Annotated in this window: 13 protein-coding genes; 11 read left to right on the forward strand and 2 right to left on the reverse strand. The window is 42.4% G+C overall.

The features are described 5' to 3' along the window. Positions 1-327: 327 nt before the first annotated feature. The 6 genes from ASU00_RS11195 to ASU00_RS11220 all read left to right on the forward strand — a co-directional run bounded on the left by ASU00_RS11195 (position 328) and on the right by ASU00_RS11220 (position 7,713). Entirely contained in the window at positions 328-687 is a 360-nt protein-coding gene (locus tag ASU00_RS11195; RefSeq protein WP_057913557.1) for a response regulator, read from the forward strand. Between the two features lie 114 nt (positions 688-801). Continuing rightward, positions 802-1,263, forward strand: a complete 462-nt coding sequence (locus ASU00_RS11200; RefSeq protein WP_057913558.1) for a CcdC family protein — start codon at positions 802-804, stop codon at positions 1,261-1,263. A gap of 227 nt (positions 1,264-1,490) precedes the next feature. After that, on the forward strand, positions 1,491-1,796 hold the full coding sequence (locus ASU00_RS11205) for a DUF3219 family protein (RefSeq protein WP_057913559.1): 306 nt from the start codon (positions 1,491-1,493) through the stop codon (positions 1,794-1,796). A gap of 77 nt (positions 1,797-1,873) precedes the next feature. After that, positions 1,874-2,302 carry a DUF2621 domain-containing protein gene (locus tag ASU00_RS11210; RefSeq protein WP_057913560.1) on the forward strand — a complete coding sequence of 143 codons (429 nt, stop codon included), beginning with the start codon at positions 1,874-1,876 and terminating at the stop codon, positions 2,300-2,302. Between the two features lie 1,137 nt (positions 2,303-3,439). Beyond that, positions 3,440-4,585 carry an exonuclease SbcCD subunit D gene (locus ASU00_RS11215; RefSeq protein WP_057913561.1) on the forward strand — a complete coding sequence of 382 codons (1,146 nt, stop codon included), beginning with the start codon at positions 3,440-3,442 and terminating at the stop codon, positions 4,583-4,585. Further along, entirely contained in the window at positions 4,582-7,713 is a 3,132-nt protein-coding gene (locus ASU00_RS11220; protein ID WP_057913562.1) for an AAA family ATPase, read from the forward strand. The genes ASU00_RS11215 and ASU00_RS11220 overlap by 4 nt, the downstream gene beginning before the upstream one ends. Before the next feature lie 72 nt (positions 7,714-7,785). On the opposite strand, the gene ASU00_RS11225 is transcribed toward ASU00_RS11220, so the two are convergent. Beyond that, complete coding sequence (locus ASU00_RS11225; RefSeq protein ID WP_057913563.1) at positions 7,786-8,193, reverse strand: Hsp20/alpha crystallin family protein; 408 nt, start codon at positions 8,191-8,193, stop codon at positions 7,786-7,788. Between the two features lie 301 nt (positions 8,194-8,494). Then, positions 8,495-9,043: a GNAT family N-acetyltransferase gene (locus ASU00_RS11230; protein WP_057913564.1), complete on the reverse strand. Its 549-nt coding sequence runs from the start codon at positions 9,041-9,043 to the stop codon at positions 8,495-8,497. Positions 9,044-9,336: 293 nt separating this feature from the next. Here ASU00_RS11230 and ASU00_RS11235 point away from each other — a divergent pair, with 293 nt between their 5' ends. The 5 genes from ASU00_RS11235 (at position 9,337) to ASU00_RS11255 (ending at position 16,039) form a co-directional block, all read left to right on the forward strand. Beyond that, positions 9,337-10,944: a long-chain-fatty-acid--CoA ligase gene (locus ASU00_RS11235; protein ID WP_057913565.1), complete on the forward strand. Its 1,608-nt coding sequence runs from the start codon at positions 9,337-9,339 to the stop codon at positions 10,942-10,944. Between the two features lie 95 nt (positions 10,945-11,039). Next, on the forward strand, positions 11,040-12,317 hold the full coding sequence (locus tag ASU00_RS11240; protein WP_057913566.1) for an MFS transporter: 1,278 nt from the start codon (positions 11,040-11,042) through the stop codon (positions 12,315-12,317). A gap of 66 nt (positions 12,318-12,383) precedes the next feature. After that, entirely contained in the window at positions 12,384-13,556 is a 1,173-nt protein-coding gene (locus ASU00_RS11245; protein WP_057913567.1) for a thiolase family protein, read from the forward strand. 59 nt (positions 13,557-13,615) lie between these two features. Then, the gene (locus ASU00_RS11250; protein ID WP_057913568.1) at positions 13,616-14,764 is read left to right on the forward strand and encodes an acyl-CoA dehydrogenase family protein; all 1,149 of its coding nucleotides are present in this window, start codon (positions 13,616-13,618) and stop codon (positions 14,762-14,764) included. A gap of 90 nt (positions 14,765-14,854) precedes the next feature. Continuing rightward, a complete protein-coding gene (locus tag ASU00_RS11255; RefSeq protein WP_057913569.1) occupies positions 14,855-16,039 on the forward strand; it encodes a thiolase family protein in 1,185 nt (394 codons plus the stop codon). Positions 16,040-16,096 lie beyond the last annotated feature (57 nt).

Below are 16,096 nucleotides of genomic sequence, written 5' to 3' on the forward strand. Positions count from 1 at the left end.
ATTTCTCGGAAAGAAGGTTGGAGGATACCAGATGATTGTAATGGGTATGTTCTTGTATTTTAATTGGATGACCTCAATAATTGCAGTCCTGTCTAAACTATTCGGTTGCTTCATTAGATTTTAGTCTATAAAAATCTAATTTTTCAAAAATATTCAAATCAACTAAGTATTATTAGGTCATATTACCCTGAATAAGCGATTTGCATACTTGGAACCGGGTTGAAAATTCTTGATTTTAGGTCTAAAGTTTTATATCCTATACATACTACATAAATCATACATTTTCTAACCCAGGATTATTGTTGTTGGAAATGAGGAGGAACGAACATGGCCCGAATATTAATTGTTGATGATGCTAAGTTTATGAGAATGACGCTTTCAAATATTTTATTAAAAGCGGGACATGAAGTGATTGGTGAAGGAGAGAATGGCAAAGAAGCGATCGACTTGTATCGACACCTTCAACCTGATTTGGTGACCATGGATATTACGATGCCACTCATGAGCGGGCTGGAGGCAGTTAAAGAAATCAAGAAGGAATTTCGGGCTGCAAAGGTTATAATGTGCTCTGCGATGGGGCAGCAAAAAATGGTTGTCGAAGCCATAGAAGCTGGTGCAAAGGATTTTATCGTCAAGCCTTTTGACGAGAGCAGGGTAGTGGATGCCCTCAGTAGGGTGCTTAATTAAACGCACTCTCCTTGTTTATCTTAAATAGGTAATATATACTTTGTTTATGAATTGAAGTCATATATAATTTTTTATTGTACTTACCTATTTTTAGTTAAAAGGGATGGTTAAGAGATGATATATATAACAACAGGTATAGCAATCGTGATGGCTATAGGTGTTTTCATGTTTCGGATGAAGGAAACGAAAAAACCAGTGAATGAAAAAAAAATCATCTTGCCGCCGCTATTCATGAGTACCGGCGCTTTGATGTTTATATTCCCGATGTTTAGGGTGACTCGATACGAATTTTTGGAAGCTCTTGTAGCAGGGATGATATTTTCCATTTTGCTAATTAAAACTTCAAAATTTGAAGTGAGAGATGAAAAAATTTATATTCTGCGCTCCAAAGCGTTCATATTCATCTTGATCGGCCTTATGGTGATTCGACTGGTGGCAAAACTGATGCTTGGAAGCACGATTGAAATTGGTGTTTTGAGCGGTATGTTTTTCTTACTTGCTTTAGCGATGATCGTTCCATGGAGAATTGCAATGCTTTATCAATACAAAAAGGTTAAGGCAGCTAGTTTCAGCTAAATGGCTGTAAGCTTGAATTCAACTAATAAAAGTTATTGAGACCTGAGTCGAGCTTAAAAAGACTTAGGTTTTTTCCCGTTTGGCAAAGCGTAAATGCAAATTGATTTTTAAAAGCATGCGAAAGGTTCCTATCCACGTTTTTTTTTCATTTTCAAGACGGAATCGTTGGCTCATGCCACTTCTAGTGATAACATAATTTTAACCAAATTTAAGGAGATGTTGATAAAATGGTGGATGAAGTCGTTTTAAATGATGTTCGACTGCATGTTGCTGATTTTCTAGCTGAAAATGTAGAAGGCTCTGAAGGGGTAAAAATCAGAAAAATCCGTTTTAATTTCGAGGTTACGAATAAGGAGTACCATGATATTACAACACTGCTTTATCAAATGATTTTTGATGTGAAGATTCCACAGCTAAACGAAGAATTTCGAGCAGAGATCCATAATTACGCAACGTCCGTTACAAATTTATATGAAGAAAATGCCGTGGGGGATTTCTCACTTGTTTTACTAGAGGTGAACGAGTTAGAATGATTACTTTGCCAGTCTTGTAAAGATATGGGTTACTGTCTATAATAATAGTGACGATTCTATACATATGAGGTGATACTTTGCTTAGTGGCTGGTTTTTATGGTTTATTCTATTTTGGGTAATCCTTTTAATTTCATTGATGAGCATTGGCGGCTTTTTCATGTTTCGAAAATTCCTGAAAAGATTTCCTAAAGAAGACGGGAAGTCGGATATGGATTGGGAAGAATACTACTTAGATCAAACCAAACACTTATGGACAAAGCAGCAAAAGGAGTTACTTGAAGATTTAGTGAGCCCTGTACCAGAACTTTTCCGGGATGTTGCTCGGCATAAAATTGCCGGGAAAATCGGTGAGTTGGCCATAAAGGAAAAAGCGGGGGATATTACGGAGGATCTTGTGATACGAGGCTATATCATCGCGACACCAAAGCGTGACCATAAATTCTTGCAAAAAAAGTTGGCTGAACGAGAAGTGAATATGAGTCCATATGAACATTTATTCAGTTAATGTTAATGAGGAAAAGGGCCGACTGCAGGCAAACTCGAACTGCCCGGTATATGTTAGACACCAGACTCACATGTACCGGGTGTTTTTATGGCTAATTTTACAGATATGGGACTATCAATTGGGACCGACCAACAAATAATATAAAAGAAAAATTTTTAGTCAAATAAATAATGAAACTTAAAGTTCCATACTTAACAACTAATGTTATTGAAGAAATACAAAACATAATGATTATTTTTATATGAAATGTTATTCGAGTAATTGTATTGAGTTTGAGGTAATTTCGTAGATAAAAAAGCAGTTTTGGTAGATAAATCTCGAATTTCGTAGATAAATCTCAAATATCGTAGATAAAAAAGCAGTTTTGATAGATAAATCACAAAATTCGTAGATAAAAAAGCAGTTTTGGTAGATAAATCTCGAATTTCGTAGATAAAGAAGCAGTTTTCGTAGATAAATCTCAAATATCGTAGATAAAAAAGCAGTTTTGCTAGATAAATCCCAAATATCGTAGATAAAGAAGCAGTTTTGGCAGATAAATCACAAATTTCGTAGAAAAAAAGCAGTTTAGGTAGATAAATCACAAAATTCGCAGATAAAAAAGCAGTTTTGGTAGATAAATCCTGAATTTCGTAAAAAAAAGCAGTTTAGATTTTTATCATAGAGATTATTGTTCGGAGCATTCTATGATTTTTTCTAGGGTATGCCTCTAATACTTATCCGCATTAATTTATACGTGCGTCTCTCCGCAGTCATGAGCTACCATGAAGAACGATATTTTCTTACCTAACGGATGTATTAGAAAAAGTGGACAGTAAAATAAATGAGCTTGGAGATACATTTCCAAGTTCATTTTAATGTGAAAACATTGATAAATATTTCTAAGTCTTAATGTATCTGCGATTTCCTAAGTTCCAGGAACATTTGATGAAATAAGCATAAGCTTCTTTCTTTACATATTTTTACTTAACTAAACAATCAACAAGGGTTTCGGGTTTTCTCATTCCGAAACTCTTCTTTCATTTGTACAGCAGATTTGAAAGTATGGTAAAAATTAGAACATTTGTACCCAAACCATGCTATTCTATGAATTTTTGCTATAATAATAGTAAGTAAAAATGAGGACGGAGTGAAACTATGAAATTTATTCATACGGCTGATTGGCATTTAGGGAAAATTGTTCACGGTGTACATATGACAGAGGATCAAAGGTATGCACTGCAGCAATTCATAAATATAGTCGAGGAAGAAAAACCGGATGCGGTCGTGATTGCAGGGGACTTATATGATCGTTCGGTTCCCCCCATTGAGGCCGTGGATCTTCTTGATGAAATCCTTTATACAATTAATGTGAAAATGAACATACCGATCGTTGCTATATCTGGAAACCATGATTCGGCACAACGGCTTTCCTTCGGTTCATCCTGGTATCGTCATAGTCAGTTATATATTCAGGGAAAATTGACGAAAACATGTGAGCCGGTTCGCATCAAGGGTGTGAATTTTTATTGCGTCCCATATGCGGAACCAGGGACGGTTCGCCACCTTTTTGAAGATGATAGCATCCATACCCATCAAGACGCCATGAAGCGGATAACAGGTAAGATTGCGGAGAATTTCAATAAGGATGAACCGAATGTCTTTGTGGGACATGCCTTTGTTTTAGGCGGCAAAACGAGTGATTCGGAGCGTGTTTTGTCAGTTGGCGGTTCCGGCTGTGTTACCTCGGATCTATTCGATGCGTTCGATTATACGGCGCTAGGGCATCTGCATAGTCCAGATGCGATTCGCCACCCTAAAGTGTTTTACTCTGGATCACTTATGAAATACTCGTTCTCTGAGGCTAAACAAAAAAAATCGCTCTCCATCGTCGAGATGAAAGAGGATGGGAGTTTTGAACTAAGCTATCGATCTTTGGCACCAAAGCTGGATATGAGGGAAATAGCAGGGACGATGGAGGAACTGCTTGATCCCGCCTTTTATCAATTGCAAAAACAGGATGACTACTTGAAAATAACCCTGAATGATGAGGGCTCGCTCATCGATCCGATTAATCGCTTACGCCAAATATATCCGAATGTACTTCACCTTGAGCGAAAATGGGATTTGACCGATCTGAGAAGAAAAAAAGCCTTTTCCGCCATTAAGGATGAACAGAAATCGGAATTGGATCTGTTTGAATCGTTTTATCAAGAAATGACGGATCGAAATTTCGATTCCCAAAAACAGGATTTGATGGTTTCGGTAATTGAAGCCGTTAAGAAAGAGGAGGCCTTGAAATGAGACCGGATATTTTAACGATGCAGGCATTCGGGCCTTATGCAGGAAGGGAAATTATTGATTTCAATTCCCTTGGGGAGCGGACGATGTTTGTCATTTCTGGTAAGACAGGTGCAGGTAAAACGACTATATTTGATGGAATTAGTTTTGCGATATATGGAAAGGCAAGCGGTGAAGACCGAAGCGGGCAGGATCTGCGGAGTCAATTTGCCGAAGATGATAGGTTGACGGAGGTCTCGCTGCAATTCACTTTGCGTGGAAAAACCTATTTGGTGATCCGGTCACCACAGCAGGAACGGAAGAAAAAGGCTGGAGAGGGAACGACAACAGTCGGGGCAAAAGCTGAGTTATATGAAATAGTGGCTGGTGGAAATAAATTGCTCGGCGCAAATGTCCGTGAGGTGGAAGAGAGAATCAAATCACTCATTGGGCTTGATGCCAATCAATTCCGGCAAATCCTGATGATTCCGCAAAATGAATTCCGCAAACTGTTAACTTCCGATAGCAAAGATAAGGAACAAATTCTTCAGAAGTTATTTCATACAGAACTTTATAAACGGATAGAAGAAAAATTAAAAGAAGAAGCATCCGTACTTAAGCGGGAAAGTGAAAAAAGTGCGCAGCGACGAATCGAATTGATGAAGGCGATTAAAGCTGGCAATCATGAAGAACTGCAAACACAACTGCAAGCTGAAGAGCCTAACGAACAGGAAGTCCTTCCGCTATTACAGGATGTCATATCGGCTGCCAGAGAAAGAGGTAAACAGTTAAAAGAACAAATTCAGGAAAAGCAGCAGGCTCGTGATTTAGTAAATCAAGAGCTTTCAAAAGCGGCAGATTTGCTGGATAAGTTTTCTGATAAAGAGAAATTGCGAAAAGAGAAGGAGCACCTTGAAGCAAGGCAGCCGGAAATGGAATTAGTGAAGCAACGGATTAAAATGGCACACAAAGCGGCTTCGCTTGAAAAGCAGGAACAATATTATTTGCGAATTGGCAAGCAGGTGCATGATGCGAATGAGGAGCTGCAAAAGCTGGGCGAGCAAGCGGAAAAGCTGCAAGCGGAGCGCAAGGAGAAGCAGGATACCTACGAACAGGAAATGTTGAAGGGAAATGAAAGGGAGCAGGCCATACGTAATGTGCATCAGCTTGAGCAGGTAAAAGGGGCGGTCATGACTTTTGCCAGCTTAACAGCCCAAGTTACTTTGGATGAAAAAGAATGGCGGAACAGTAAAGAGCTTCGTGAAAAAAATGTCGCTCAGCATCAGCAAGTTGAAGAAGATGCCGAGAAGATGGCACTCGAAAAAAGCGAAGCGGAAAAAGCGGCAGTCCTGCATCGTGAGAAAGAATTGGAAGCAGAAAAAGTGAAACAATCGTTAACGAAAATGAAAAAGCTCCAAGAAGTATTTTCCGAGATTCAACATACTAAGCGGGTTATGGATGATAAGAATAAACGGTTCCAAGAAATTCAAGAAATTCAAGGGTTGGAAAAGGAGAAACTGGAAGCACTCAATCATAGGTGGAGATCAGGTCAGGCGGGCATGCTTGCTTCGATGTTGCACTCCGGGGAAGATTGTCCGGTGTGCGGCTCGGAAAACCACCCAAAACCGGCACAAATGCATGAGGATATGCCGACGGATATGGAATTGAAGGAGCAAGAAAACAAGCTGGTAATGGCAGAACGACAAAAAAGCCAAGCGGAAAGCGAATATTACAAAGCCCAATCCAAATTTGATGCACTAGTTGCCTCTTCTCAGGAAAAATTACGGGACATACAAGCTGAGATGCCCTCATTCAAGCCTGAAGACATCGATCATCACTTAAAGGAATTGGTCGCAAAAGGCGAAACACTACATGCGGAATTAGCCGAATTGCTGCAAAAAAAATCCGGAATCTCTGAAATGGAAACAGTGGTACTGGCATTAAAAGAGAAGGCAGCCAAGCTAAAAGAGAATTTGGCCGCTTTGGAAAGAAACGAAGACCATGGAAAAACGAGGTACATTGAAAACTCAACGAAATTAGCAGGCTTAACCGACTCCCTGCCAGAAGGGATCCGGACCGAGGCCGAATATGATGTGGCGTATCAAATCGCCGTGAAAACACAGAAGCGATTACAGACGGCCTTGGAGGAAGCACAAAAAAACCTTCAAATGGTAAAGGAAAAAGAATCGGTCATCCTGGCAAAGAAAGAGTCCAGAAGCGGAAATATCAAGGAGTTAAACGAAGAATTGAAGGCGGAACGGGAAAAGTTCATTGAGGATATGACTCATCAAGGTTTTTCCAATTATAAAGAATATACGGCAGCGAAAAAATCGGAAGCGGCTCTCGGAAACTTGGAAGAGCAAGTCCAGCAGTATAATCAAAATTGGCAAAGTGTGTTAAGTTTATTCCATGATCTGGAGATGAAATTAAAGGATGTGATCAAACCGGATCTAGAAGGATTGCAGAAGACCTTTGAATTCATAAATGAAGAAGTGGAGTCAATGCGCCATAGTCTAAATCAAATGCTTACGGAAAAACAAACGAACGAAGAAATCGAGAGCAAACTGGCGCAAATCAGGGAAGATCAGAAAAGTCTTGATGAAAGGTACAGTATCGTCGGGCATTTATCAGAAATTTCCAAAGGTCAAAACTCCTTCCGAATCACGTTTGAACGGTATGTTTTGGCAGCCTTTTTAGATGACATTCTAAAAGAAGCCAATTCAAGATTGCTGAAAATGACTAGCGGCCGTTACCAGTTGCTCAGAAAGCTGGATCCAACACGCAGGAACATTCAGAGCGGGCTGGAGTTATCTGTATACGACCAATATACGGGCCAGGAGAGGCATGTCAAAACCCTATCGGGAGGAGAGAGCTTTAAGGCGTCGCTTGCGCTCGCTTTGGGTCTTGCGGATGTTGTCCAGCAGAATGCAGGCGGAATCTCGCTTGAAACGATGTTCATCGATGAAGGGTTCGGTACGCTCGATCCTGAATCTCTTGAGCAGGCAATTGAAGCGTTAATGGAAATACAAAGCACGGGAAGGTTAGTCGGAATCATTTCGCACGTTCCGGAATTGAAGGAAAGGATCGATGCCCAGCTCCAAGTCATTGCGACGCAAAAGGGCAGCCGGACGACCTTTTACTTTGCTGGGTAATCCAAGATGAAAAGAATGGCCCGGGAGCGAAAATGCTCTCTAGGCCATTCTTTTTTTGTTATGATGAACGAACTACTCAATATTTATATCCTCTGCTTTTTTTCCGGGGGAAAACTTATGGATGCGAATCACCAAAATGGGATTCGAGAATTCAGCGGTGATCCTGCGTGTGCAAATCGAAAAGGGGAAGGGGATATTTCTCTGTGTGGGAATTGTATCCGCTTTATTATCAATTAAAGGCTTATGAGCTTCGTCAACGATGATCGATAGCTCATTATCACTTAGGCACACCTTAATATCCTCGACCTCATGATTTTCCAAAACCGCTTCCACCATGTACTCATCGTCACTTTCGTATATATCAATTGAAAAAAGCTGATGATCCAACGCACAAGTTTCCGGATCCAGAAAAAATTTCTTCACCCATTCATCAAACTTTTCAACCTCATTCATTTGTGATCCATGTTGATTGTCTTGCATTTTTGATACCCCCGGTTTTCCTTTGTATGTATTATATGTCCGAAGGATGAAGATTGGTGAATGGAAAAGTGAAAATGATTACACAAAAGAACCGAGCCTAAACTGTCCAGCTTCTTGAAATTGTTCAAAGCGAATCGGTAGGGAAAGCATCTGCCATGCACCTCACTTTATAATGCGCTGAGCTTTATATTTCGTAAGGCGGGTAGGTCCTATCTATACAAAATGAGTTAGGTCTTGCTTTAGTCATTTAATGCAAGGCTACAGTAGGTATTCTTTAATAGCTTTGGATCTCAGATCAATATTAATTCCTATGTTTAAAAATTCCATAATAAACAAGGTCTTCATATTGTTTTTCTTTCATGATATGTTCTCTTAAAACACCTTCTTTTCTCATTCCTATTTTCTCTAAAACTCTTCCTGAAGCCGGATTTGAGCTAAAGTGACGAGCATATACTTTATGATATTGCTTATCTGTAAAGGCAAATTCGAGTATCGCTAATCCAGCCTCGGTAGCATAACCCTTTCCCCAAAATTCTTCTCCAAACCAATAACCGATTTCACCATTGTTAAAGTTTTGATTGTAAGATAATGCTATTGCTCCAAGTAATTTTCCTGTAACTTTATCTGTAATAGCAAATTCATAGGAGCTATTATCATTAAAATTATGAAGATGATTTTCTATCCAGGATAAAGCGTCCTCTATGGAATAGGGATAAGGCAGATGTAAAGTATTTTTGTAAATATTATAATTATTACAAAGCTTAGTAACCTCTGTTGCATCTGATGTTTGAAACAGTCTTAACAATAATCTTTTAGTAGAAATCGTTTTATTTAGGCTATCATAAATCAAATTAATCCCCCCATTGTGTTTATTTTAACATAAATATCCAAATTGGTTAGTTACTTGATATACATTCACTTTTTATCTATGAAAATTCATCAACTATATTAATTCAATAATGAATTATTGGACTATAGATGAATCCCTTGCAGTGAAGGTTTAAAAAGGAATTAAATTCAATAGTGAATTAATTTTACTCATTACAAGCTACAAATCCACATATTTGGCTTGGCATGCAAGTTGCATGATAAATACATATTAAACATGCACGATGGGAAATTCGTATATAGGAGGGATGAAGGGTGCGAAATACGATAAGTCGACCGTGGGAGCAATGGTATGTGGGAAGGATGAAAACTATGAAGCTACCGGAGATATCCATCTATTCCTTGCTTGATAGGACAGCAAGAAAGTTTCCTCATCATACTGCGATCATTTATGAAGACCAGACGCTGGATTACTTGAGCCTTAAAATGCAGGTCGACAAGCTTGCAGGAAAATGGAAGGAACTGGGTTTTAAAAAAGGAGAAAGAATTGGCCTGATGATGGCCAACCATCCTTATTTCATCATCGGTTATTATGCCGCCCAGGCGCTTGGCCTGATCGTCGTGCAGACGAATCCCCTGTATACACCAAGGGAACTATTGCAAATCCTGCTGGACTCGGGTGCTAAATATATTGTATACGATGAAACCGCGGCCAATACGGTCGAGGAAACGAAAGCGATATATGAGTTTGCCGTCTGCATGAAGACGGGAGCTGATCAAAATGGGACATGCTCGCTTCAAGCCATGATTGAATCCGGGGAGGCCATTCAGGCGGCGGAAAGCATCAATCCATTTGAAGATATTGCGGTCATTCAATATACAGGGGGCACCACCGGGAAGATGAAGGGAGCCATGCTGACCCACCATAATTTGACCTCCAACGTCATCCAGAGCTATGAAATGTATGGAGATTCCATGATTCCAGGAAAAGAGATCGTTTTGGCCGCTACACCACTCTACCATGTTTATGCGATGACAAGTGCGATGAATCTGGGAATCTATTTGGGGGCAGCCATTCTATTATTTCCAAAATTCGATCTCCAGCATGTTCTTGCCAACATCAAAAAATATCGCCCGACCTTTTTTCCAGGAGTTCCAAAGATGTATAATGCGTTCGTCAACCATCCCGAAATCGAAGAATATGGACTGGATTGTTTAAAAAGCTGCTCCTGCGGCTCAGCCCCCCTTCCTATCGAGGTGATTAAGCGGTTCGAGGTGCTGACTGGTGCTCATATAGGAGAGGGGTTCGGTTTATCGGAAGCATCGCCCTCGACCCACCGTAATCCTCCTTTGGGAAAAAGGAAAGTTGGCAGCGTCGGCATCCCATTTCCAGGTACGGATTGCATGATCATTGACGATGATAATAATGAAGTTCCCAACACAAGCGTCGGTGAATTGCTTATTAGAGGTCCGCAAATCATGAAGGGATACTGGAATAACGAGATGGAAACAAAAAAAGCTTTACAAAATGGCTGGTTGTACACGGGTGACCTTGCCGTGATGGATGATGAAGGATATTTCTACATAGTCGGCAGGAAAAAGGAAATGATCATCGTGGGCGGATTCAACATTTACCCGCAAGAGGTGGAAGGGGTTTTGTATGAACATCCAGCGATAAAGGAAGCTGCTGTGGTGGGCATCCCTCATAAAGAAAAAGGCGAAGTCGTGAAAGCATTCATTGTCCCTAAAGAAAACGCTTCCATAGACCTTGAAGAAATAGAAGGATATTGCTATTCGCAGCTCACACCATACAAGGTGCCGAAAGTGTTTGAGGTAAGAAATGAACTGCCTCGAAACACGGTCGGTAAGCTATTGAAAAGATTATTAGTAAAAGAAGAGCTTGAAAGGGAAGGGGAAAAATGATTGAGGGGCTAAGCGGCGTTAGACACACGCCACCCCAACCCATTTGTGAGGGAAATGCGGGTTTTTGAAGATAGATACAAAGAGGAGGGATTGTCATGCGTTGGGTTGTTCTCATTCTATTATTCTTTGGTGCTGTCATTAATTTTGCGGATAAATCGATCGTAGGGCTGGCAGCTGTTCCCATCATGAAGGAATTCGATCTTTCCTATGCGGAGTGGGGGCTTGTCGGAAGTAGTTATTATTGGCTTTACCCCGTAACGGGAATTTTTGGGGCAGCATGGGCTGATCGACTTGGGGCCAAAAAAGTGCTTGGATCCATCATGTTGATATGGACTGTCCTGCAATTTGGCGTATTGGCCATCACTGCGCTGTCATTTCTCATTCTTTACAGGATTTTACTGGGAGCTTTCGAAGGGCCTTACAGTCCAATTGCATACAGCCATGCCGATAAGTGGTTTCCCCCGAAGCTAAAGGGGTTTGCCAATTCGGTTGTCGTTGGCGGGGGAACGGTCGGTGCGATGATCGTGGCGCCGATCCTCGTCTCCTTAATTACGATATTCGGGTGGAAGGTGGCCTTTGCCGCACTTGGGGCAGCAAGCCTTGTTTGGTTCTTCCTTTTTCAATTTTTAACAAAGGAAAACCCAGTCGAAGTCCATGAACAGGTGCAAAAGAAAAAGAAAGCGAAGCTGGAAAAAATCAATATGAAGGACTTCTTGGTGCTATTGGCTTCACCTACGGCTTTATTTACTACCCTCGCCTATTTTTCCACTTATATATTGGTCGTTTGGTTTTCGGTTTGGCTCCCGATTTATTTAGTGGAAGCCATAAAAATGACTCCAGGCCAAATGGGAACAAGCGTGGCGATAATTGGCGTCGTTTCCGTATGTATTTATATGGGGGTTTCGATGATTTCCGATCATTTATTCAAGAAGAATCAAAACTGGCGATCGTCAAGGGTATACGTCGTTGCGGGATCCATGATCCTGGGGGCCTTGTTTTTTTCATCCATCATGATATTTCAAAATCCGATCTGGGTGATCGGTGCCATGTGTTTAGCTAAAGGACTGACCTATGCCATTTTGCCGATCGGACCAACGATCATGATCAATGAAATGCAAGAGCGCGGTGGATTAATGACGAGCATCCTGACTTCGTCAGGCAACATAGCAGGCATCGTTGCCCCTCTTGTAACCGGCTATATCATAAGTTTGGCTGGAGGAAACCAGCTATTGGGCTATAATCTATCTATTTTGTTCATGGCGACGCTTGTCTTGGTTTTTGGCATCTTATTTGCCTTATTCGTAAAACCCGTCAAATCAACCGGGAATCAAGCAAATGAACAAACAGGGGACATTGACCTTAAGTCCTCTTAAGTATTGCGAAGGTGTGGAAAGTTTCATACGTCCAAGGGTGAAATAAAAAAAGGGAGTGGATGAAAAATGAAGAGAGATGCGGTCATTGTTTCAGCAGTACGTACAGCCATTGGCAAACAGGGCGGTGCACTTGCGTCCGTTCCTGCTCACGTATTTGGGGCGGAAGTGATGAAGGAAGCGATAAAACGGGCAAAGGTCAATCCGGAAATGATAGATGACGTCATCATGGGGAACGTTTTGAGCGGTGGCGGCAACATAGCCAGATTGACGGCATTGGAAACAGGTCTTTCAATACAACTTCCTGGTTTGACGGTTGACCGTCAGTGCGGTTCCGGAATCAACGCCGTCAATTTGGCAGCACAGGCGATTTCTGCCGGCGAAGGGGACATCTTTATTGCCGGTGGTGTGGAAAGCATGAGCAGGGCGCCTTACTTGTTGGATCGACCGGAAAAAGCATATAGCGCAAAGCCTCCGCAGTTCAGGAAGTCACAGCTGTCCCCGAAACAAATTGGCGATCCGCCAATGGGCATCACTGCTGAAAACTTAGTGGGAAAATATGAGATCAGCAGAGAAGAACAAGATGAATTTGCCCTCCATAGTCAAAAAAAGATGGCCAGAGCCATGGAAGAGGGCCGTTTTGATGAACAAATCCTTTCGATAAGCATAACTGGCAGGAAGGGTGAAACAAGAGAATTTAAAGTGGATGAACATCCTCGCCCGCAAATAACGAAAGCAGGGCTAGCCAGCTTATCACCAGCGTTTTTGGAAGGTGGTTCCGTGACGGCAGGTAATAGTTCCGGATTGAATGATGCTGCATCTGCCCTGGTTATCATGTCGAGGGAAAAAGCGGAAGAATGGGGAATCAAGCCTCTAGCGACGATTAAAGCACAAGCTGTTGCAGGAGTGGATCCAAATTATATGGGCATCGGACCTGTTCCTGCGATTAAGAAGGTATTGGAAAAATCGAAGCTCTCCTTGGCTGACATGGACATCATTGAAATTAATGAAGCTTTTGCGGCACAAGTGATTGCCTGCAATAGAGAGCTTGATATGGATGCAGACAAAATCAATGTGAACGGTGGAGCCATCGCCCACGGACACCCGCTTGGTGCGACAGGAGCCATCCTCATGACAAAGGCGGTCTACGAATTACAGCGCATTTCCGGAAGGTTCGCACTTATTACGGCGTGCATTGGAGGCGGTCAGGGGATTGCAACCATCATTGAGCATGAAGCGTGATTTTGAAAAGCAAGGGTACAAAACGTAATGCCAGGAAAAGATCAAAGGAGGAAATAATCATGACAATCACGTTAACAAAGGAAATGCAGCAGATGAAGGAAATGATTGGTCATTTCGTTGAAAGGGAAGTGGAACCTTATGCGATACAAATCGAAGAAGAAGATGCGATTCCGCAGCATTTGGTGGATATAGCAAAAGACCTTGGCTTATTCGGGATCAGCATTCCCGAACAATACGGGGGCATTGGCTTGAATGCAGTGGGCAAGGCTATCGTTTTAGAGCAGCTAGGCAGGACGCATAACGGCTTTGTTTCTTTGATCAGCGCTCATACGGGCATAGGCAGTACGGGGCTTGTCAAGCTTGCATCCGAACATCTGAAAGCGAAATACTTGCCTGATATGGCAGCAGGCACAAAGATAGCTGCCTTTGCATTATCTGAGCCAGGAGCAGGTTCTGATGCCACCAATTTGGCTACAAGTGCAGAAAAAAAGGGCGATTACTGGGTGATGAACGGCACGAAGCATTTCATCACAAATGGGCCGATTGCCGATGTTTTTACAGTATTCGCTTTAACCGATAAAGACAAAGGAGCAAAAGGGGGGATTTCTGCTTTTTTAGTAGAAAGGGATTTTCCTGGATTGACTGTCGGTAAAAAGGACAAAAAAATGGGGCTTAGAGGTTCGTATACCTCTCAAGTCATTTTTGAGGATTGTATCATACCAGAAGAAAATGTTATCGGTGAGGTTGGAATGGGATATATCTCTGCATTGACCATATTAGGAGAAGGGCGTGTCGGGCTGGCGGCAAGGGCTGTGGGCTCATGCGGGAAATTGATTGAATTATCGGCCAAGTATGCGAAAGAACGCATTCAATTCAACAAACCGATTGCCGACAACCAGGCGATTCAATGGATGCTTGCTGATATGGCGACAGAAACGGAAGCGGCAAGAGCCTTGACGATGATGGCTGCACAAAAAATCGATGAAGGGAAAAAGGTGATCAAGGAAGCATCGATGGCAAAACTATTTGCTTCTGACGTCTTCAACCGGGTGGCGGATAAAGCGGTTCAGATTCATGGCGGGATGGGATATATGGCGGAATATCCAGTGGAACGCTTTTATCGTGATGCCCGCATAACGAAAATATATGAAGGAACGAATGAAATTCAGCGATTGATCATTGCGAGGAATGTGTTGGAAGAGTGTTGACGGATTATGCATGGATGAGTGGAAAACCGGTGAATTGGAACGGCGTGTTAACAAAAATACGAATATATGAACTTTAGGAGGCGATGTGAAATGGGAGAAGAAATTGTAATCGTGAGTGCAGTTCGAACACCAATCGGGCGCTACGGTGGGACCTTAAAGAATAGTAGTTCCGGGCATTTGGCGAGCATCGTCATCAAAGAGGCGATTAAACGGGCCAACATAGCAGCTGAGCAAGTGGATGAAGTCATCTTCGGGGAGGTAAGGCAAACGACCGAATCCTCGAATGTCGCAAGAGTGGCAGCTCTGCGTTCCGGGATTCCCGATTCTGCACCAGCTTTTACGGTAAACCGATTATGTGCATCAGGCATGCAGGCAATCGCCTCTGCCGCCCAGCAAATAAGCTCGGGACAAGCCAATATCGTCGTTGCCGGCGGTACGGAAAGCATGAGCCGGGCACCGCTTTATTTGAGAAACTCCCGATTTGGAGGAGATCGGACCGAACTTGTTGACTCGAATACCGAAGCGGGACAACAGCCTCAAGAGATGTATGGAAACCGTTTAGGGATGGGGATAACGGCTGAAAATGTCGCCCAGCGATACAATATTTCCAGGGAAGAACAAGATGCCTTTTCGATTCAAAGCCAACGAAGAGCCGCGCAGGCAATCGAGACAGGGAAATTCAAGAATGAAATCGTTCCTGTCCAGGTAAGTGAGAGAAAGGGAACGGTTACGATAGAAGCGGATGAATATCCTCGTCCGGATACCACACTGGAAAAGCTTGCAGCCTTAAGACCGGCATTCAAGGAAAATGGAACCGTTACGGCAGGAAATGCCTGCGGCCGTAATGATGGTGCGTCAGCATTGGTATTAATGAAAGCCAGTGGGGCAAAACGGCTACGACTGCAGCCAATCGCGAAAATCGTAGATTGGGCGGCGGCTGGCGTTTCTCCTGAAGTGATGGGGATCGGTCCTGTACCAGCCGTCGGCAAGCTTTTGGAGCGTACTGGTAAAAAGATAGAAGAAATCGGACTTGTTGAATTGAATGAAGCATTCGCTTCACAGGCATTGGCGGTAATCAAGGAGTTAGCGCTTGATGAAAGTAAGGTGAATGTAAATGGTGGGGCGATTGCTCTCGGGCATCCAGTCGGATCGACGGGTGCGCGGATCGTGACAACACTCATCCACGAAATGATTCGCAGGAAAGAGAGATACGGAATCGCGACACTTTGTGTCGGGGGCGGACAGGGAATGGCAATCATGGTTGAAACAATATAATTCACTTGGGATTAAGGAGTGGAAACCGATGATGTTCTGCTCCTTTCCATCAATAAT

Origin of the sequence: Peribacillus muralis (assembly GCF_001439925.1) — a bacterium.
GTDB lineage: Bacteria > Bacillota > Bacilli > Bacillales > DSM-1321 > Peribacillus > Peribacillus muralis.

Excerpts from the sequence above, each read along its gene's own strand:
- ASU00_RS11195 (WP_057913557.1), top strand. The coding sequence starts at position 328 with ATGGCCCGAATATTAATTGTTGATGATGCTAAGTTTATGAGAATGACG.
- ASU00_RS11200 (WP_057913558.1), top strand. The coding sequence starts at position 802 with ATGATATATATAACAACAGGTATAGCAATCGTGATGGCTATAGGTGTT.
- ASU00_RS11205 (WP_057913559.1), top strand. The coding sequence starts at position 1,491 with ATGGTGGATGAAGTCGTTTTAAATGATGTTCGACTGCATGTTGCTGAT.
- ASU00_RS11215 (WP_057913561.1), top strand. The coding sequence starts at position 3,440 with ATGAAATTTATTCATACGGCTGATTGGCATTTAGGGAAAATTGTTCAC.
- ASU00_RS11220 (WP_057913562.1), top strand. The coding sequence starts at position 4,582 with ATGAGACCGGATATTTTAACGATGCAGGCATTCGGGCCTTATGCAGGA.
- ASU00_RS11225 (WP_057913563.1), bottom strand. The coding sequence starts at position 8,193 with ATGCAAGACAATCAACATGGATCACAAATGAATGAGGTTGAAAAGTTT.
- ASU00_RS11240 (WP_057913566.1), top strand. The coding sequence starts at position 11,040 with ATGCGTTGGGTTGTTCTCATTCTATTATTCTTTGGTGCTGTCATTAAT.
- ASU00_RS11245 (WP_057913567.1), top strand. The coding sequence starts at position 12,384 with ATGAAGAGAGATGCGGTCATTGTTTCAGCAGTACGTACAGCCATTGGC.
- ASU00_RS11250 (WP_057913568.1), top strand. The coding sequence starts at position 13,616 with ATGACAATCACGTTAACAAAGGAAATGCAGCAGATGAAGGAAATGATT.
- ASU00_RS11255 (WP_057913569.1), top strand. The coding sequence starts at position 14,855 with ATGGGAGAAGAAATTGTAATCGTGAGTGCAGTTCGAACACCAATCGGG.